Raw genomic sequence first — 19457 nt, forward strand, 5'->3', positions numbered from 1 at the left:
TATGGCCTTTTATTCAGGCACCAACCCCGTGCAACAGTTTTGGCAATGCGACAAGTTGATCGGCCCGACATTTGAACGCGAGTTGATCGCCGCCGACCTGCTTGGCGAGCACTTCACCCAGTGGCATCCTGGCTACGATGGCGCCATTGCCACTATCGAGTTCTTTGAGGACACCCCGCAGGAAGTCATCGACGGAGTACTTGCAGTATTCGAATCCCACGACCCGGCCGCTCACGCTTAGCGCACAGACAAAGGCCCCACCGGAGCGGGGCCTTTTGTTCGAGAGATGACTATCAGTTGCTCAGCATGTCATCCAATATCCGCTTGGAGGCAATTAGAGAGCCGTCTATGGATAGATGACTCCCGTCGGAGTACAGGATTTTCCCATCCCTTACCGTTTCACACTTGTCGTTTTTGCAGAAGGCAGAGCTGGCATCCAAGTAGAAAGTATTGGGGTGGCTTGCCGCGAATTTCTTCAGCACCTGATTAATTTCATATGTTGACGAGGCTTCAAGTGGATATTGCAGATACTTTTCGCACCACTGCGTGACGTATCTCGGGCGCAGAAGGCAAGAAGCGATATTCATTTTGCCAAACATATATGGCTGACTGCCAATTAGGATAAATTGACGCTCGCCGATATCGTTTCTGGCTTTCACCAATAAGTCTTCTATCACTGCGGAGTAGGGCCGGCCCTTGCCCTGGCTGTTCGCACCGTTGTGATCCGCGATGATGTTTTGATAGCCTTCCCAACTTTGAGCAAAAATGAATGGCAGGTTATTGTCTTTCAATGCCGACAGCGCAGTCTGGTAAGCATCTTTGCAGTCTTGGCGCGGAACGTTGTTCAGGATCCGCGTGTACTCTTTGGACAGAACGCAGCCATGACGGAACACCCCAGTGACGGAGATGCCTCGCTCTTGCAGAGCTTTATCCATGCCGCTTGCGTACTGCAGCGCAAAACTGTCCCCCGCCATTATTGCGAGTCGCTGGCCGTTTTTGTCGCCAAGGGTTGTGTCGAGGTCATAGCCATGGCCGCCATAGTTGTTGATATGGAAGCTTTCTGGCTCGGACACGAGGGCAAGATAGCTGGCTGGAACTCTTGAGTACATGCCCTTGTGATCTACTACTATCATCGCCCCAACTGCAAGCACGGCTACAGACGCCGCCACGGCAGTCAGACCGACCGGCTTCACATGCTTCGTCATAAACAGTCGCTCTACTGTTCTGTAGAGTAAAGCGCCTGCAATGATAGATGCTGTTAGCAGCATGGTTTTCTCGAAAACCGTAATGTTTCGGAAAACATAGTATTTGTAAAAAACTGCAATCGGCCAGTGCACCAGGTACACCGAATAGGACATGAGGCCGATCTTCACCATTGGGCCGTATCGAAGGATTGCGCCAACGCGAGAGCGTCCGGCATAGATACAGGCGGCAGCGCCCAGGCAGGGGATCAGCGCAAGCACGCCGGGAAATGGTGAGCTTGCATCAAGCGCGAAAGCAGATCCCACGACCAGCATCATGCCTACGGCTGCAATGCCAGATTCCAGTGCGGCGCCTGCTCTATTCCTCACAAAGAACACAACCAGTGCCCCGAGAGACAGCTCGAACACTCGAAACGGCATCATGAAGTATGCCGCTGACGAGTCGTAGGAGAGCATAACCTGCGAGCCGACCAGCGATACGAGCGTCATAACTGCCAATAGTCCGAGCAGGAATCTGTCGGATATCTTGAGTGCAGCCCATACAATGAACGGCCAAACAATATAGAACTGCCATTCAGCGGCGAGTGACCATGTATGCAGTAAAGGCTGAGTTTGCGCGGACGCGTCAAAGTAGCCTTGATTCAGCCAGAAGTAGAAGTTGGATGCGGAAAATATAGAATATTGTGCAGACTGCGCAAGACTGCTGAATGATGCCGGGTCCATGATCAGGAATCCCGCACACAGACACGCCGCAACAGTCACCAGCAGCGCCGGGTGCAGGCGAAGTAATCGACGGCTATAAAAATCAATAAACGAGAACCGATGGTTTGCAACGGCGTTGCGAATTACTTCAGTTATCAGAAACCCGGATATCACGAAGAAAACATCAACCCCAATAAACCCGCCTGATACACCCAAGTCGAAATGGAACAGAAGTACGAGGATGACGGCAATAGCCCGAAGGCCGTCGATGTCAGGTCTATAGGCAGTGTTTTTGCTGTGCATGAGTTCCTACTCTTCGGAAATCCATGGAGGGAGTGAAAGCCGGGCGGATTGTACAGACGAATTCGTTTTTTTGTAGGGAGAAAAGTTATGACCGCAACCGAGAACGAACGCGACATTCTTGCCCGCACGCTATGGGGCGAGGCTCGCGGCGAAAGCCTGGCCGGCCAGATCGCCGTGGCCTGGACCATCCGCAACCGGGTATACGACGGAAAGGCCAAGTCGTGGTGGGGCGAAGGCTATGCTGGCGTGTGCCAGAAGCCGTATCAATTCAGCTGCTGGAACAAGAACGATCCGAACTACGCTTACCTGATCGGTGTGAAGCCGATCCCATTCCGTGAGTATGCTCAAGCGCAGATTGCCGCTGACCAGGTGCTGGCCGGCAAGACTACAGATCCCACCGGAGGCGCGACCCACTACTACGCGACGACCATGCCGAGGCCGCCGGTTTGGGCGAAGGGTGCCAAGCAGACGCTGAAGCTGGGCCATCACGTCTTCTTCAAGGATGTGCCGTAATTTGTGCTGGCCTGGTGCAATTCTTGTCTGTAGTGTCAAGTTACCCCATGATCTGAGACCACTAAACTGACTGACATCTGCATATGGACAAGCAACTGGCATGGCTTCCATTCCTGATGGTAACCATCTGGATTTCTGTAGTTGTACTGGTGATGTATTGGATGGCGAACTAGAGGACGCTGCCGTGGAGCACGTAGAGCTGAGCCAAAAGATCGAGCGCGAAGCCGACAAGCTTCTTGCTCAGATCGCCCGGGCAGATTCGATGATGGTTGCGGCAAAGGCGGGCGCCCGGGCTGAGGGCTTTGTACTGGGCCTGGAATCGGCCGGCGCGCTGAACGATTCGACCATTGATAAACTCTACGTCATCTTCGATGTTGCCACTGAAGAGCGGCTGAAATCACTGGCGCAGCCTTAATCAGGTCACTCTGGCGTCATGAGGACCGCGAGCGTCAGCTTGATGAATTCCTCATTCTTGTCGATGGTGTCCAGGGCACCGCGCACATTGTCGGCGACGTCGGCTGAGCCTCTGGCCTCTACCCAGTTCGAAAGCTCCAGAATGGCAGCCTCAAGTGCGAGCTGGTTTTCGTTGATTTTGAAAAGCAGGGACGGGAGCAGGTCTGAATTCGGCAAGGCGATTCCTCTATTGATGAGGGAAAGCGTAGCAGCAGGAAAGGGATTGGTGTTCGGTCGGCAGGACGCCGGAGAAGGGTGCGTGACTTTTGCGTGACTCTCTCACGCAGTTGTAAGCTCTTGTAGGCATTCGATTGCAGCGAGCGCCAATAAAAACAGCCACTTAACAAGGTCTTACAGAGGTACTGCGTGCATGGGGTGCTAGGGGTCGAGTGTTCGAATCACTCCGTCCCGACCATATGATTCAAGGGGTTGCGAGATTTTATCTCGCGACCCTTTTTTATTTTAAGCCGTTTTTACCCCTGCAAAACGGCTGGCTCTGGGTGGATTTTTCGGATGTGTTACCAATACCGGATTTTGTCCTAGAGGCTTTTGGCAGGCGGATTGCTCCGGCCTACCTAGCGGCCATTCGATGAGGGAATGAGAATTCAGTAACGACCAAAGGCACATTACGGCTCTGTCATCCCGCCATCAGCTAAAGAGGTGCCCCCTGACTGGCCAATTCCGGCACTCCATTGGTGCTATTGCAGCACCCGTCGGCTGGTGGAGTTGGATTGCGCAAGCGCTACCCGGGACGGCGGCGGCCTGATGGTGGCCGTGATTCAGTTGGCCCTCGCTTTGGGGTCTACCGTTGGCGGCCTGCTCCTGCTGTTCGATTCTTTAGTGCGGCCTGGATGACGAACTGCGGGCCGCGTACCTTTGACGGAGAGCTTTACTCGTGATGACATTCGTCGATGAAAGTCAGCGAACTGATTAAGCTCTGCTTGTCTACCGGAACGTCTTTGGGCATTAGCAGCGTGACTTGAGCAGCGATGATGTTCAGGCCCTTGTTGCGCACTTTGATGCGTGCACGGCTATCCTTGTTGGCCATAGCCTGCTTCTGTGGCAACTCGACCACCGCCCTGAGCTGATGGCTGTGCTCACTATTGAGCTGACTGGCGATCCGCACCCCACCCGTTACCGAGTAAGCACGACCTTCCTGCTCCAGCAACGCGATGTCGCGGCGAATAGTCATGTGCGAACAGTCGAACATTTCCATCATTTGATGAACGCGCTCAGCACCTGATGCTTGCGCAACTGTCCATCATAAATTCATGGCGCTGTTCAGGAATCATCGGTGCGCCGCTTTCGGCGGCGATGTCTTTTTGGCTAGGCATTAGTGCTCCAAAGTGATCTCTGATTGACCGAACCCAAAAAATCCCGAAAGCATTTCTGTTTCCGGGATTTTTCATTGTTTCGCAGCGGTGAGGACTACAGCTCTCCTCTTTTATCCCTTAGACACCAGCTGCCAGAGGGAACAGTCCCAGCAGCAAACAAGCGAGCAAAATAAGGAAGCTCAGCGCGAACGCCCATTTCATGGTGTATTTCTGGTGGTCACTGAACTCCACACCTGCCAAGCCACAGAGCAGGTAGGTCGAGGCCACAAGAGGACTGAGCAAGTGGACAGGTTGACCCACCAATGATGCTCGTCCGATTTCTGCCGCGGAGATGCCATAAGCTGCAGCAGCTTTGGCAAGCACGGGCAGAACACCATAGTAGAAGGCGTCATTGGACATGAAGAAGGTGCCCGGAATACTCGCCAACGCAGTGATCGGCGCCATGTAGGGGCCCCAGGTCGCTGGCAGCATGGCCAGGAAGCTCGCTGACATCGCATTGACCATGCCCGTTCCGGACAGAATGCCTGCCAGGATGCCGGCTGCCAAAAAGATCGCGATCTGGTTCAAAGCCGTTGGAGCGTGCGAGGAAATACGGCGACGCTGATCGTTTATATGCGGGTAGTTGATCACCAAAGCGATGGAGAACGCGACCATGAACAAAATGGAAAGTGGCAACACCTCTGTCACCAGGCCAGCCATCAGGCCGATCGTCAGAGCGGCGTTCAACCAGAACATTTTTGGACGACGCAGCTCGGCATTTTCGTCTGACATTGATGGCAGACCTTCGTCGTCAGCTTCATCGTCAAACACGGTGGCGGCAGCGCCCAGCGACTGGGGAAGGGTAAGTGCGCCCAAGCGTTGACGCTCACGAATGCCGATGAAGTAAGCCAGTGCCAGAACGCCCAGGAAGCCCACCACCATGACCGGAATAAGCGGGACAAACAGCTCGGAAGTATCGACCTGCAAGGACGCAGCGGCACGAGCCAGTGGACCGCCCCATGGCAGTAGATTGGTCACACTCGCCGCAAGAATCACCACGCAGGTGAGGGATAGCGGTTCGAGTCGCAGGCGCTTGAACAGCGGCAGCATCGCGGTGACGGTAATCATGTAGGTCGTCGAACCGTCGCCATCGAGCGATACCAGGCCTGCCAGCAGCGCGGCAAAGACCACCGCCTTCATCGGGTCGCCGTTGATCAGTTTGATGAACTTGCGAATGATCGGATCGAACAGGCCGGTATCGAACATCACGCCGAAGTAGAGGATCGCGAACATCACCATGACCGCGGTTGGCGCCACCTTGCGCAGACCTTCGATCATCATATCGCCCATATCCGGGCCAAATCCGGCCAGGAGAGCGAATACGATCGGAACTGTTGTCATCGCTACCAACGGCGACAACCGCTTGGTCATGATCAGTGCCATGAAGGTCACGATCATGCCGTAGCCGAGTAATGAGAGCATTTGTATCACCTTGACGTAAAGTACAATTGTTTTTATGGGATCTGCGCTGAAAGCGCATCAAGGTTCCCGCTGCATTTTTGGTTTGATCCAGCGGGTTGCCGCTGAGTCTCACACGAGTGTCAACTCATGTGAAGGCCACCATTCAGCGAGAAGTCAGCACCATTCGCATACCCAGCCTCATCGGAGGCAAGCCAGGCACACACAGCGGCGATCTCCTCAGGTGTTCCAAGACGCCGAGTCGGAATGTCCTGGATGATGCGGTCCATGACGTCGGCAGTTGTGACGGACTTAAGCTTGGCAGTGGCTATGTAACCAGGAGACACGGTATTGACCGTGACACCGCGAGAGCCGACTTCCCGTGCCATGGCGCGAGTAAAGCCGCGAATTGCCGACTTGGCAGTGGAGTAGTTGACCTGACCCACTTGACCCAGTTGGGCGTTGACTGAAGAGATGTTGATCACCCGACCCCAGCCTCTTTCGGTCATGCCATCGATAACCTGTTTGGTTACGTTGAACAGCGAATTGAGGTTGGTATCGATGACGGTTGTCCAGTCATTGGGCTGCATTTCCTGAAAGACAACGTTGCGAGCGGTGCCGGCGTTGTTGATCAGGACATCGACTGGCCCGACATTTTTCTTGATCTGCTCAAACGCTTGGCGGCACGAATCCCAATCAGCAACGCTCCCTTCAGAGGCAATGAAGTTAAAGCCAAGCTCCTTTTGCTGAGCGAGCCAAGTGTCTTTCAATGGGGAATTGGGACCGCATCCTGCGACAACGGTAAATCCATCTCGGGCGAGTCGCTGGCAAACTGCTGTGCCCAGGTTTCCCATGCCAGCAGTAACAAAGGCGATCTTCTTGGTCATGCGTTAACTCCTTTTGTGTTTTTTGTGGGGAGCATTGCGTGCAACCTTCAAGGGCTACTGGTCCCTAATAAACTCCACTAGAAATTGTTTTGCAAGGTAACGCGGTACAATTTCTCCAAAAAGAAACGATTTCTTACCAGCGGTCATCTTCGTGCGGATTGTGTTTCATCGTCCTCCATAAGCCGTCGAGCCCGTCGACAGTGGAGGCGCGAGGGCGATATTCGCATCCCACCCAGCCCTGATATGCACGGTCTTTCAGCATCGAGAGCAGCTTCGGGAAATCGATATCGCCTGTACCTGGCTCATTGCGGCCTGGGAAGTCGGCCACCTGGATATGCTTCACCCGCGACCACCATCGATTGAGCGTACTTAGGCAATCCCTGCCGAGTAGTTCGGTGTGATAGGTGTCAAGGATCAGGCCAAGGTTTGGTATGGCCTCCAACATCTCCTCTGCAAAGTCGAAGCGGCTCATCAGGTAGCCTGGGACCTCATTTGAGCTAATGACTTCAATCAAAGGCTCAATGCCTTCTCCAGACAAGAATTCAGCCGCGTACTTCAGATTGCGACGGTAAACGCTGCTATTGGCAATCACCCCAAGCTCAGCCTGCGACACACCTGACATCAGGTGAACCATTTTGCAGTCGAGCACCTTTGCATAATCAACGGCCTGGGTCAGCTCCGACAGGAAGACCTGCTTCGAGCTGCAAATACCGGTATTGCCTTTTGATGACCCGGATGGCGCGGCGAATTGCACCATCTCGAGTTGGTGCTCATGCAAAATCTGCGCTATCTGTGTCGCTTCATATTCATAGGGCGAGGGGAACTCGACCGCTTGAAATCCTGCTTTTGCGGCTGCTGAAAACCGCTCCAGGAAGGGTAATTCCGTAAATTGGAAACCAATGTGTGCGTTTAACCTGGTCATGTCTTACTCCTTCAATCTTTGAAACTGCATCAGGCTTGCAGGAGGCTACGCAGCTTCAACACAGCGCTGTCAGGTGTGGTCAATACCGGCAGGCCGCTCACTTGGCTCGCCTGTTGCGCTGCGCTGGTCATGGAAAATTGCGCGAAACACAGCAATTCGCTGTTCGTTGGCGTACGAGCGCAATCGACAATCAAAGTGTCGTGACGATCAGTGTTTCCCTTGCGCAGTTCGTCGAATGCCCCAGGGCAGGCAAAGGTGTTGAGTTCGATCTCGACGCCTTGCTGCCGGGCATAGCTCTGAAATTCTTCAGTCATCGATGCGATGGCAGGCTCGAAGGTCGCGAGGATGGAAATTTTTCGAGTCCGTTGAATGGCTTCCTCGATCATGGCTTCGTTCGGTTTCAGCACCGGGATGCTCAGGGAGCGTTTGCACCGATCAATGGCGTCGCCGAATGCCGAGCAGGTAAACAAGATCGCATCAGCACCCGACTCTGCGGCATAGGTAGCGAGTTTCAAGAAGCGCTCATTCAATGCCGGCGTGAGTTCGCCGGCTTGCGCCAGGTCGCTGGAAAGCGAGTCTTCCAGTAGATTGGCCAGCCTGGCTTCGGGCCAAAGCCGTGTGAACGCTTCAGTGATGGGTGCAATGGCGACTGGTGTTGCATGGATCAAATAAATGCGTGGTGCGGTCATGATGTTTCCCCGAGTTGTAATGGATTGATTGGGTGGACTCTGTGTCACCTGTAGTGCAGCGGCGTGTGGCTGGTCATCAGGTGTGGTATTTTTTCTTTCACACCTCGAATACTGGTTTCAACAATTGAATCTCGAACAATCCTTGGCGGGCGAACCATCCAAAATGAAGCCCAAGATCAAAAAAGACCTTGCGGAGCAGTTGGCTCCCAAGATCATCGATATGGCGAGAGCCAGGTCGATGCGCGCCGGAGATCCGCTGCGCGAAGAATCTTTCGCCAAGGAGTTGGGGGTTTCGCGTTCGCCAATACGACGTGGTTTCGCATTGCTGGCCGAGTTGGGCCTGGCCACCAAAGAGCCGAATCGGGGCTATTTCCTGACGGCTGACGCGCGAGGCATCGACAGCCGCAAACTCCCCCTGGAAGTCGACCCGTTTGAAGACTTCTATCTGCGCGTTGTTGACGACGTACTGCGCGGCGACATCCCCACGACTTTTTTTGAAGCTGAACTGATGCGCAGATATGAGGTGCCGAGAGGGCAGCTCATGAAGGTTCTGACCCGGCTGGCCAATGAGGCAATGATTGAGCGCAAGCCGGGGCAGGGGTGGGAGATCAACAGTTTTCTGCACGACTCCAAGGCGCATATTCAGAGCTACCGTTTTCGCATGGCCATCGAACCGGCTGCCGTACTGGAGCCTGGATACGAGGTGGATAAGGCCGCGTTTGCCAAAGCCCGGGAAGTCCAGCAGCAATTGCTGGATGGCGACATTTTCACCTTGTCGCGATCGCAGCTGTTTCAGATCGGTGCGCAGCTTCATGAGCTGGTGGTCCGCTGCTCGGGCAACGCTTTTTTTCTCGAAGCTATCCGTCGGCAGAACCAGTTGCGTCGTTTCATGGCCTACAAGGCCAACGTGGATCGGCCTCGGTTGATCAACCAGTGTAAAGAGCACATCCATCTACTTGATCTCATCGAAAGTGGACAGCGAGAGGCTGCCGCGGAGTTCCTGCGCAACCACCTCGATGTCGTCGGGCGGCAAAAAACCGACAAAGAGGCCAAGGATGAGCTGGAGTACCAGCGCAGCCTTGAGGTCTCGGTGGTCAGTTAAGGCGCGGTTCGTTCAGCAACACCACGCCGTCATCGTCGCCGTACAACTGGTCGCCGTCAGCGATGGAGTGTCCGGCGAAATTCAGCGTTATTCCGATTTGCCCCTCGTTACGCTTGACGGTCTTGCGCGGTGAAGTGCCCAGTGCCTTGATCGCGATTGGCATGTCGCGCAAAGCGGCTTTGTCGCGGATGTATCCGTAGATCAATACGCCGCCCCAGCCGTTCTTCACCAGGTCCTCAGCAATCACGTCGCCGAACAATGCGAAGCGATCGCTACCCCCACCGTCTACCACCAGCACTCTACCTTGACCCGGCAAACTGCTTATTTCCTTGATCCTGGAATTGTCCTCAAAGCATTTCAGGGTGAAGGCACGTCCCTCGAAATCGTTCTTGCCGCCAAAGTCATGAAACATTGGGGTCAGAACGCGAATTGTCTCTGGGTACTGATCGCACAGATCGGATGTTTTAACTGTCATGGAGGATTCTCCTGCTTCGTTTGGTGGATGACCGTTGAGCGAAAAGATTGCACAAACTGAATATTCATGCAATAAAATGCAATCTGTCGAAGGCGAGAACGACACTGCTCCAGAAAAATCTCAGGACGAACGGGAGCAAATGGTTAAGGACTTCGCCTCGCCAATATTGTACTTTGTATTTACGATGTACATAAATGGAGCTGGTTCCTGATACACCGGCTTTGAAAAATTATGCTCAAACAATAAGTAAGGGGTTTGCGATGCGTATTTTGGTTCTTCCTGGTGATGGTATTGGTCCAGAAATCGTTGAGTCTTCGATGTCGGTGCTGAACGCAGCCAACACAAAATTCGATCTGGGCCTGAGCTTCGATTACGACGATGTCGGTTTTACGAGCCTGGACAAATACGGCACCACCTTGCGTGATGAAGTGTTGGAAAAGGCTAAAGGCTACGATGGCATCATTCTCGGCACCCAATCGCACGCCGACTATCCAGTCCCTGAAAAGGGCGGTCGTAACGTTTCCGCGGGCTTTCGTATTGGCCTGGATCTTTACGCCAACGTGCGTCCTGCCCGCACTCGTCCATTCCTGACTTCGAACATGAAGGAAGGCAAGACGATGGACCTGGTGATCATGCGTGAAGCGACTGAAGGGTTTTATCCGGACCGCAACATGAGCCGTGGTTGGGGTGAAATGATGCCAACCCCTGATATGGCTTTATCCACGCGTAAAATCACACGTCATTGCAGTGAGCGTATTGCTCGTCGCGCGTTCGAGCTGGCTATGAAACGTGGCAAGAAGGTCACCGCCATTCACAAAGCCAACAGCTTTCACATGACCGATGGCCTGTTCCTGGAATGCGTTCGCAATGTGGCGAAAGACTTCCCTGAAGTCGCTTTGGACGATTTGCTGGTCGATGCGTCGACGGCTCACCTGGTGCGCAGCCCTGAACGCTTCGACGTACTGGTTGCCACGAACTTCTACGGCGACATCATCAGTGACCTCGCCAGCGAACTGTCGGGCAGCCTGGGTCTCGCCGGGTCCATGATGGCCAGCGATGTTCATTGCTGCGCCCAGGCACAGCATGGCTCCGCACCGGATATCGCCGGTCAGGACAAGGCCAACCCGGTCTCGATGATCCTCTCCGTTGGCATGCTCCTGCAGTGGATGGGCGAGCACCATAACAATGAAGCATTGATCAACGCCGGCCTGGAAATGGACAAGGCTGTCGATGCGGTTCTGAAAGATCCTAGGCAGCGCACTCCGGATCTGGGCGGCTCCAGCGGTACCAAAGCTTTTGGTGAAGCCGTCGCCAAGGTGATCCTGGGCTGATCGACTCGGGCGGCATGCCAGTCATGCCGCCCGCGTGTGGGATTTATAACAAGAAATGCCTGTTCTTCCTTGAGGTCATCCAAGGAGAGGGCTAGAGGAGAGTGCAGTGAGTCAATTACTACTCGGTTGCATCGCTGACGACTTCACCGGCGGTACGGATCTGGCCAGCACGTTAGTGCGTGCCGGAATGCGCACCCTGCAAGTGATTGGCGTACCTGAAGGGCCGTTGCCGGACGATATCGATGCTGTCGTCCTTGCTCTGAAAAGCCGCACCATCAGCGCCGAAGAGGCCGTTACTCAGTCGCTCGAAGCGTTGGAGTGGTTGCGTGCTGCGGGTTGCCAACAGTTTTTTTTCAAATACTGCTCGACGTTTGATTCCACGTCTCGCGGGAACATCGGCCCGGTGGCGGATGCCCTCGCCGATGCACTGGGTGTGTCATTTGCCGTGGCTTGCCCTGCGTTTCCGGAAAACAAACGCACCATTTTTAACGGTCATCTGTTCGTTGGCGACCAGTTGTTAAGCGAATCCGGGATGCGCAATCATCCGTTGACGCCCATGACCGACTCCAATCTGGTTCGGGTGTTGCAGCAACAGACGCTTAAGCCGGTCGGGCTCGTTGCGCATTCGGTCGTCAGCAAAGGCGCGCAAGCCATTTCGACGGCCTTCAGTAACCTTGAGGCGCAGGGCCAGGGATACGCCATCGTCGACGCGATCGACGACGAGGATCTGTATGCGATCGGCGGGGCCGTTGCAGACCATAAGCTCGTTACCGGCGGGTCCGGCGTTGCGCTGGGTCTACCTGAAAACTTCCGCCGTGCAGGTTTACTCGGTAAATCCGAGACGGCTTCGGTGCTACCCGTCATTGACGGGTTGGGCGCGGTGGTTTCCGGCAGTTGTTCAGTGGCGACCAACAGCCAGGTCGAGCACTGGAAAAAGAGCCGTCCGAGTTTCTCCCTTGATCCACTGCTCCTGGCGAATGGTCATGATCAGGTAGCCCAAGCACTCGCCTGGGCGAAGGACTTGATTCAGCAAGGACCGATTCTGATTTACGGCAGTGCGCAGCCAGAGACGGTCAAGCTTGCCCAGCAGAAGCTCGGTGTTGAAGCCGCTGGGCAGATCGTTGAAGACGCGCTGTCCGCCGTGGCTGTTGGCCTGTATGAGATGGGCGTGCGCAAGCTCGTGGTGGCCGGTGGCGAAACGTCGGGTGCTGTGGTCAAGGCACTGAAGATCAAGGCGCTGAGAATCGGAGCGACGATTGATCCAGGCGTCCCATGGACGCTCGGTTTGCGGGACGACCCGGTAGCCCTGGCGCTGAAGTCCGGCAATTTCGGAACAGTAGACTTCTTTGAGAAGGCATTGGCCAATGCGCCATGATCTGTTGAGTCTCGAAATCTTCATGGCAGTGGCAGAGCAGCGCAACCTGACAAAGGCTTCGCAACTCTGCCACCTGGCGACGTCCGCGGTGAGTAAACGGATTAGCGAGCTTGAAGAAAAAGTGGGCTCAGCGTTGTTCATTCGATACCCACGCGGAATGGAGCTCACTCCTGCGGGACAGTCGCTTCGTCACTATGCTTTGCAGCTCAATGAAACACTCCAGAAAATGGATCAGGAGCTAAGTGAGTACGGTGCGGGTATCAAAGGTCACGTTCGCTTGCACGCCATTACCTCCGCGCTGGCACAACAACTGAGCCTGGACATCGGCACGTTCCTGGAAACCTATCCCGATATCAAATTCGACGTCGAGGAACGTGTCGGTGCGGCGATCGTCCGAGCGGTGTCGGACGGTCGCGCGGATGTCGGCATCATTGCCGAACAGACGCCATCCCTGGGGTTGGAAACACTGGCCTATCGCGTGGACGAATTGGTGATCGCGGTTCCCGAACACCATCCACTGGCGGGGCACGCGCACGCCACGTTCGATCAGGCGTTGCACTATGAATTCATCGGTCCTCACGTAGAAAGCTCAGTGCACCTGCTGCTGACTGAGCAAGCTGCACTGTTAGGGCAGACGGTCAGGCAGCGGGTTCGAGTTTCCAGTTTTGAATGCATGTGCCGGATGGTCTCGACCAATCTGGGCATCTGTATTTTGCCTCGTGATGTATTACGCCCCTATCTGCGTCCCTTTCAATTACACGCTGTGACCCTGGCCGAGCCCTGGGCCAAGCGTCAGTTGCAGATCGTTGCTCGACGATTCGAATCCTTGCCACCGACTGCCCGCGCGTTCGTCGCGCACTTGACCGCGTGACAGGCGCCGTTCAATTCACCCTTTGAGATGAGCTCATGTTTATTTACGTTGGCTGTCGTACCACTCGTGAAAGAAATGCTCGGGGTAACGGGATCAACGTCTACAGCGTCGACCCGCAAACGGGATGCCTGACTCATGTGCAGTTGGTCGATGGCTTGGTTAACCCCTCTTTTCTGGCCATCAGCAAGCAACAGGATTTTCTGTATTGCGTCCATGGCGATACGGACCAAGCCAGTGCGTTCAGAATCAACTCCGATGGCACGCTGAGCTATCTCAATAGCCAAAGCACCCACGGCCACAATCCCGCGCATCTGGCGATTTCACCGGACGGTGGTTTTCTGGTTGTGAGCAATCATTACAGTGGTTCAGTTGTTGTTCTGCCGATCCTCGCCTCGGGTGAGCTTGGCGAACTCTGTGACCAGGTGCTGACCGAAGGGCCGATCGGACCCCATCGGATTGAGCAAAAAGGCCCGAAACCTCATTTCAATCCATTCGATCCCAGTGGAAAAAATGTGGTGGTGCCGGACAAAGGGCTGGACCGGATTTTCATCTATCGATTCGATTCGCGACTGGGCAAGCTGCTGCCGGCTGCTTGCCCGTTTGTGGCGACTCGCAAAGGGGCGGGGCCTAGGCACGTGGCGTTTCATCCCGGGCTGCCGGTGGTCTACTCGGTCAATGAGCTGGATTCCACCGTCGGCACCTACCGCTTCAACAACGAAAGCGGCGAGCTTCAGCCACAGCAGGTGATCTCTGCGCTGCCTGATTCTTTTACCGGCGACAGCACGGCGGCAGAGATCGAAGTCGATGGAACGGGGCGATTCCTGTACGCCTCGAACAGAGGCAGCGACACCCTCACGGTCTTCAGAATCGACCCGCAATCGGGTTGGCTGACGTTTGAATCGGCGACGCCAACGGAAGGCCGGACACCACGATTTTTTGCGTTGTCACCCGATGGAAAAGCCATGTACGTCGCCAATGAGGACAGCGATACGATCGTGATTTTCTGTGTTGATCCGGCGACTGGAGCCTTGACCCCGACGGGTGGAGTTGTCGAGACGGGAAGTCCGGTATGCATGGTCTTCGGTGGATCGAGGGCATGAAAGCGTTCTTCACCTCAATGGGATTGTGGTGGGCAACACCGTTGGTGGGAATTGCCGGGGCTCTGCTTGCCAGCTACCTGAACTGGCCTTTGCCCTGGATCATTGGATCAATGTTGGCGGTGATCCTGGTGCGTTGCCTGGGCTGGCGGGTGGGGGAGATTCCCAATGGCCGCCTGACCGGGCAGTGGATGATCGCAACGTCCATCGGCTTGCACTTTACGCCTGTGGTGCTCGAGCAGATCCTGGGGCATTTCGCGATGATGCTGTTCGCGGCGTTTCTGACCCTGTTCCTGGCACTGCTCGGCGTCGAGTTCATGCGCCGTCGAGGAATGGACCTGACGACCGCGTTTTTCGCCTTCATGCCCGCCAACTTTTCAGAAATGATCCAGTCAGGCATCAGGCACAACGCCGACGTCAGCCAGATCGCCGCGGCTCACAGCGTACGTTTGGTATTGATTGTTCTCTGTGTGCCGCCGGCGATGTTTTTCACCGCGAAAATCTCTCCGGCAGTGGTCCATGCCCGTTTGCCCAGTGATTGGTATTGGCTGCTACCGTTGCTGATCGGAGGGGCGCTGACGGCAATGATCTGGAAGCGCTACAAGCTACCGAACCCCTGGATGTTCGGGCCGATGGCCCTGTGCGCGTTGTTCACGGCCAGCTTCAATTTGCAAACTGCACTGCCTGTGGAACTCAGTCATTACGGCCAGCTCATGATCGGATGCGCGCTCGGCGGGTATTTTGATCGGCAGTTCTTCAGGGCTTCGCCGAAGTTCTTGCTCAAGGTCTCGCTATTCAACCTGATCATGATCTTCTGCACCTTGGTTCTGGCGCTTGGAATAGGCTATTTGCTGGGCTTTCCAGTGTTGACCCTGGCGTTGGGCATGATGCCGGGAAGCAGTACGGAGATGTACCTGACGGCCGAAGCCCTGAACCTGAGTGTCGGCGTTGTCACGGCGATGCAAATCATGCGTCTGGTGGTGGTGATGCTCTGTGCCGAGCCGGTGCACAAAGTCTGGTTGAAACGCCTTCGCCGCTGAGCGGGCAATTGCGTTTCAACCTGCCATGTGCGATGTGTTAATGGTCCTGCAAGGGGGCAACGGTGACGTCGCTCTGACCGCTGTCGATGAGTGCCTTGAGGACGAAGCCGTTGGCTTTCTGTTCTTCCAGGAACGCCCTGACGTAAGCCGCGCCCGCAACGCATTGCACAGGAACGCCCATCGCTTGGCGAATCGACGTGAAGTAACCGTCCAGCACACGCAGTTCGCAATTGGCTTCGGCAACCTTGAGCAGTGGCTGGCGCACCCCCGCAGCAGCCTCCAGGTTTTCGTCGAGAAACAGATCGACCGCGCCAGCGGATGTCGGCGCACGGACGAGGGTCGCGTGCTGTTGAGTTCGGCTCAGGTACAAGTCGTAAGCAGCGCCCTTGCCGACGGCGATCCGCACGCCGGGCTGATCCAAATCTTCCATTTTGAAGAACGGAGAGCTGTTCTTGACCAGATAAGTGCCTTCGATGATCACGTAAGGTTCGCTGAAGGCGACTTGAGCTTCACGCACAGGTTCGATGGCCAGGAATGCAATGTTCCATTGCTTCTGCGCTAAAGCCTCGAACACCTTGCCCGCAGCGTCATAGGTAATGAACTCAACAGGGACGCCTAAGTGCTTGCCCAGTGCCACAGCCAGGCTGACGGACACCCCTTGAGGCTTTCCTGTCTCAGCGTTGCGCTGTGCAAGCACCGGGTTGCCGAAGTTGATGGCGGCACGGAGAACGCCAGTCGGCGCCAGATCTTTGAGGACTTCTGCGGTAGGGGCGGGCATAAATGGTCTCCTGGGAAAATGTCATCGGTCCCGAGAGTAGGGAAGTGCGCAAGACCTGACAATTTCAGGCTCACCAAGGCTGCGTTCTCCGTTGACGAACGATGGCTTGCTCAACGCTCAATTTTACTCGGGTCGGCCTTTGATTACGCTAGGTCCAACTGAACGACCGAATAGAGTCGTTTGTTCATGCACTCAACCGGTGAATGATAAACCCATGATTTCAGCTATCGACGCACGTCATCAAAGCCACCTTCAAGTGGGCGACACCCGTTACGCCTACGTGGATCTGCACAAGATACTGACCCCGGACGAGCTCTTTAGCTTGCCCTATTCGATCCGCATCCTGCTGGAGAATGTGGCGCGTTGTTCACCGGCGTCTCTGGACAATTTCATTGCGTGCATACGCGAAGGGGCGCCTGCCTGCGAAGTGCCTTTTTATCCCAACAGGTTGATGTTCCACGATACGACGTGCCTGCCGGCGCTGGCTGATTTTGCCGGCATGCGCGACATGGTGGCGGAAATGGGCGGTGCACCGGAAACCATGAACCCGATGATTCCTGCAGTGCTGGTCATCGATCATTCGGTGATTGTCGAGCGCTACGCCGAGGTGGATGCCGTCGAGAAGAACCTCGACATCGATTATCGCCGCAACTCCGAGCGCTATGAATTCATCAAGTGGGCACAAAAGAGCCTGACCAATTTCAAGGTGGTGCCGCCGGGCACCGGGATCATCCACCAGGTCAACATGGAGTCACTGGCTACCGTTGTCTGGGAAAGCCAGACTGCCGACGGCCAGCCGCTGCTGCATCCTGACGATATCGTCGCGACCGACAGCCACACGCCCATGATCAACGCCATCGGCGTGCTGGGCTGGGGCGTGGGCGGGCTGGAAGGGCAGGCTGCCATGCTGGGCGAGCCGGTGCCGATCAGCTTTCCTGAGGTTGTCGGGATACGCTTGAGCAACGAACTGCGGCCCGGCGTGACGGCTACCGATCTGGCATTACGCATCACTCAGATGCTGCGTGCGAAAGGCGTGGTGGGCAAGTTCGTCGAGTTCTGCGGGCCTGGTTTGTCGAAACTCAGTTGGGCGGCGCGCGGTACGTTGTCGAACATGGCTCCCGAGTATGGCGCCACCGTGGTGTTCTTCCCGTTCGACGACAGCACGATGGAATATATGCATCTGACCGGGCGGAGTGAGGACACTATTGCGCGCATTGAAGCGTACCTCGAAGCGCAAGGCCTATGGCGCCACGACTCGTTGCCCGAGCCGCATTTCGATGACTTGATCGAGCTGGACCTGGCGGCCATCGAACCGAGTGTCGCCGGGCCTCATCAGCCGCATCAGTGGCGCAAACTGGCGGACGCCGCACCGTCCTTTCGCCAGGACATTCTGGGTGAGCGGGAGGGTGTGATCGCTCGCTCCTCGGATACTGAGGCCGAATATTTCGAGCCTTCGTTTGGTCAGGCGCTGACCCATGGCGCCATCTCCCTGGCGGCGATCACCAGTTGCACCAACACGGCGAACCCGAGCCAGATGATCCAGGCCGGATTGCTGGCCCGCAACGCCCGGCGTCGCGGCTTGCGCAGCAAGCCCTGGGTCAAGACATCGCTGTCGCCAGGCTCGCGGGTGGTCGCGGACTACCTGGAAAAAGCCCATCTGCTGAGCGACTTCTCGGCCCTGGGTTTTGACCTGGCCGGGTTTGGCTGCATGACCTGCATCGGCAACTCCGGCAGCCTCGAAGAACACATGGAGCGCTTCTCGGACCAGGGCCTGAAAACCGTGGTGGTGCTGTCCGGCAATCGCAATTTCGAAGGGCGGGTCAATCCTCGCGTGCAGGTCGGTTACCTGGCTTCACCGGCGCTGGTCGTCGCTTACGCGTTAGTCGGCACCATCAACATGGATATACAAACTGAGCCGTTGGGTCAGGATTCGGCGGGCAACGACGTGTATCTGCATGAACTGATGCCGACTGAAGAGCAAATTCAGGCGCTGGTCAGCGAGACCGTTCGCCCGGACCTGTTCCGCAAACGCAACGCCATGCTGTGGGACGGCACTCATCACTGGCAGGCACTGTCGGCCAGTGGCAGTGTGCAATTTCCTTGGGCGCCGGATTCGACTTATCTGCGTCGCCCCGTTTATCTGCAAAACGTCAAACCCCAGGCTTCCACTGAGCTGTCGATTCATGACGCGCGGGTGTTGATGGTGCTGGGCGACAACGTCACCACCGACCACATCTCACCCGCCAGTGCGATTCCACTCGAAAGCCAGGCCGGACAGTGGTTGACCGAGCGCGGCGAAAACCCGAACGATCTCAATCAATACTCGACCCGGCGCAGCAACCACGAAGTGATGATGCGCGGCGCGTTCGTCAATCGGGCAGTGAAGAATCGATTGTTGGATCAACAGCCGGGAGAAGGTGGATTTGCGGCGTCTTATGATGGCTCCATTCAGCGGGTATACGACGCGGCGCTGAGCTATGTCGCCAAGGATGTACCGCTGGTGATTTTCGCCGGGTTCAACTACGGCGCGGGCTCCAGCCGTGACTGGGCCGCCAAGGCGCAAGCCACGCTGGGCGTCAAAGCCGTCATCGCGCAAAGTTTTGAGCGTATCCACCGCAGCAACCTGATCGGCATGGGCATTCTGCCCATCACCTTTGCAGCAGGTGTCGATGCCCAGAGCTTGCAGATGGCGGGTAATGAGTCACTGGACTTCAGCGGACTGGAGACGTTGCAGGTGGGGGCCAATCCGGTGCGCTTGACGATCAGTGGTACTGACAGAGGGCAGATGTCGGTGTCGTTGATTCTGCAACTTGATTCCCAGCAGGAGATTCTGTACTTGAAGGAGGGCGGGATTTTGCCCTATGTCGTGCGTAAGGTTGTCGCCGAGGCGGTGGCCTAAACGAAAGACCGGCCCTTGAACACTGTCTGCTCCGTGCTCAAGGGCCG

18 protein-coding genes and 2 pseudogenes are annotated in these 19457 nt (G+C 55.9%); 11 read left to right on the top strand and 9 right to left on the bottom strand.

What is annotated here, in order from left to right:
* The first annotated feature begins 1 nt into the window (after position 1).
* Positions 2-241 carry a hypothetical protein gene (locus J2W17_RS18160; RefSeq protein WP_307336983.1) on the top strand — a complete coding sequence of 80 codons (240 nt, stop codon included), beginning with the start codon at positions 2-4 and terminating at the stop codon, positions 239-241.
* 52 nt (positions 242-293) lie between these two features.
* Here the strand turns inward: J2W17_RS18160 and J2W17_RS18165 are convergent, their stop codons facing one another.
* On the bottom strand, positions 294-2207 hold the full coding sequence (locus J2W17_RS18165) for an acyltransferase family protein (protein WP_307336986.1): 1914 nt from the start codon (positions 2205-2207) through the stop codon (positions 294-296).
* Positions 2208-2294: 87 nt separating this feature from the next.
* Between J2W17_RS18165 and J2W17_RS18170 the strand changes: the two genes are divergently transcribed.
* Both J2W17_RS18170 and J2W17_RS18175 read left to right on the top strand, forming a co-directional pair.
* Positions 2295-2720 (top strand): cell wall hydrolase, encoded by a 426-nt coding sequence (locus J2W17_RS18170; RefSeq protein ID WP_307336989.1) that lies wholly within the window; start codon positions 2295-2297, stop codon positions 2718-2720.
* A 100-nt stretch (positions 2721-2820) separates the two neighbouring features.
* Positions 2821-3135, top strand: a complete 315-nt coding sequence (locus J2W17_RS18175) for a hypothetical protein (RefSeq protein WP_307336992.1) — start codon at positions 2821-2823, stop codon at positions 3133-3135.
* 5 nt (positions 3136-3140) lie between these two features.
* Here J2W17_RS18175 and J2W17_RS18180 read toward each other — a convergent pair whose 3' ends face one another.
* Complete coding sequence (locus J2W17_RS18180) at positions 3141-3350, bottom strand: hypothetical protein (protein WP_282314828.1); 210 nt, start codon at positions 3348-3350, stop codon at positions 3141-3143.
* Positions 3351-3870: 520 nt separating this feature from the next.
* Between J2W17_RS18180 and J2W17_RS18185 the strand changes: the two are divergent.
* Positions 3871-3995 (top strand): annotated as a pseudogene (locus tag J2W17_RS18185) (MFS transporter); the annotation flags it as partial.
* A 205-nt stretch (positions 3996-4200) separates the two neighbouring features.
* Here the strand turns inward: J2W17_RS18185 and J2W17_RS18190 are convergent.
* From J2W17_RS18190 to J2W17_RS18210, 5 genes and pseudogenes are all read right to left on the bottom strand, one after another.
* Positions 4201-4507, bottom strand: a pseudogene (locus J2W17_RS18190) (DeoR family transcriptional regulator); the annotation flags it as partial.
* 117 nt (positions 4508-4624) lie between these two features.
* Positions 4625-5968 carry a CitMHS family transporter gene (locus J2W17_RS18195; RefSeq protein ID WP_307336996.1) on the bottom strand — a complete coding sequence of 448 codons (1344 nt, stop codon included), beginning with the start codon at positions 5966-5968 and terminating at the stop codon, positions 4625-4627.
* Between the two features lie 119 nt (positions 5969-6087).
* Positions 6088-6831, bottom strand: coding sequence for an acetoacetyl-CoA reductase (gene phbB / locus J2W17_RS18200; protein WP_307336999.1), 744 nt, complete (start codon positions 6829-6831; stop codon positions 6088-6090).
* 133 nt (positions 6832-6964) lie between these two features.
* Complete coding sequence (locus J2W17_RS18205; protein ID WP_307337002.1) at positions 6965-7753, bottom strand: hydroxypyruvate isomerase family protein; 789 nt, start codon at positions 7751-7753, stop codon at positions 6965-6967.
* Between the two features lie 29 nt (positions 7754-7782).
* Positions 7783-8442: an aspartate/glutamate racemase family protein gene (locus J2W17_RS18210; protein ID WP_307337005.1), complete on the bottom strand. Its 660-nt coding sequence runs from the start codon at positions 8440-8442 to the stop codon at positions 7783-7785.
* A gap of 163 nt (positions 8443-8605) precedes the next feature.
* On the opposite strand from J2W17_RS18210, the gene J2W17_RS18215 reads away from it, so the two are divergent.
* The gene (locus J2W17_RS18215; protein WP_178964931.1) at positions 8606-9544 is read left to right on the top strand and encodes a GntR family transcriptional regulator; all 939 of its coding nucleotides are present in this window, start codon (positions 8606-8608) and stop codon (positions 9542-9544) included.
* Here the strand turns inward: J2W17_RS18215 and rraA are convergent.
* Positions 9537-10019 (bottom strand): ribonuclease E activity regulator RraA, encoded by a 483-nt coding sequence (rraA, locus tag J2W17_RS18220; protein ID WP_307337009.1) that lies wholly within the window; start codon positions 10017-10019, stop codon positions 9537-9539. The genes J2W17_RS18215 and rraA overlap by 8 nt on opposite strands.
* 194 nt (positions 10020-10213) lie before the next feature.
* Between rraA and J2W17_RS18225 the strand changes: the two genes are divergently transcribed.
* The 5 genes from J2W17_RS18225 to J2W17_RS18245 all read left to right on the top strand — a co-directional run bounded on the left by J2W17_RS18225 (position 10214) and on the right by J2W17_RS18245 (position 15733).
* Positions 10214-11350: an isocitrate/isopropylmalate dehydrogenase family protein gene (locus tag J2W17_RS18225; RefSeq protein WP_307337011.1), complete on the top strand. Its 1137-nt coding sequence runs from the start codon at positions 10214-10216 to the stop codon at positions 11348-11350.
* 106 nt (positions 11351-11456) lie between these two features.
* Positions 11457-12725 (top strand): 3-oxo-tetronate kinase, encoded by a 1269-nt coding sequence (gene otnK / locus J2W17_RS18230; RefSeq protein ID WP_307337014.1) that lies wholly within the window; start codon positions 11457-11459, stop codon positions 12723-12725.
* Positions 12715-13596, top strand: coding sequence for a LysR family transcriptional regulator (locus J2W17_RS18235; protein ID WP_087694042.1), 882 nt, complete (start codon positions 12715-12717; stop codon positions 13594-13596). The genes otnK and J2W17_RS18235 overlap by 11 nt, the downstream gene beginning before the upstream one ends.
* 35 nt (positions 13597-13631) lie before the next feature.
* Positions 13632-14696, top strand: coding sequence for a lactonase family protein (locus tag J2W17_RS18240; protein ID WP_307337019.1), 1065 nt, complete (start codon positions 13632-13634; stop codon positions 14694-14696).
* The gene (locus tag J2W17_RS18245; RefSeq protein WP_307337022.1) at positions 14693-15733 is read left to right on the top strand and encodes an AbrB family transcriptional regulator; all 1041 of its coding nucleotides are present in this window, start codon (positions 14693-14695) and stop codon (positions 15731-15733) included. The genes J2W17_RS18240 and J2W17_RS18245 overlap by 4 nt, the downstream gene beginning before the upstream one ends.
* 37 nt (positions 15734-15770) lie before the next feature.
* Here the strand turns inward: J2W17_RS18245 and J2W17_RS18250 are convergent, their stop codons facing one another.
* Positions 15771-16511 carry an ABC transporter substrate-binding protein gene (locus J2W17_RS18250; RefSeq protein ID WP_307337024.1) on the bottom strand — a complete coding sequence of 247 codons (741 nt, stop codon included), beginning with the start codon at positions 16509-16511 and terminating at the stop codon, positions 15771-15773.
* Positions 16512-16725: 214 nt separating this feature from the next.
* Between J2W17_RS18250 and acnA the strand changes: the two genes are divergently transcribed.
* On the top strand, positions 16726-19410 hold the full coding sequence (gene acnA, locus J2W17_RS18255) for an aconitate hydratase AcnA (protein ID WP_307337027.1): 2685 nt from the start codon (positions 16726-16728) through the stop codon (positions 19408-19410).
* The last annotated feature ends 47 nt before the right edge of the window (positions 19411-19457 follow it).

This window comes from Pseudomonas lini, assembly GCF_030812475.1.
Lineage (GTDB): Bacteria > Pseudomonadota > Gammaproteobacteria > Pseudomonadales > Pseudomonadaceae > Aquipseudomonas > Aquipseudomonas lini_A.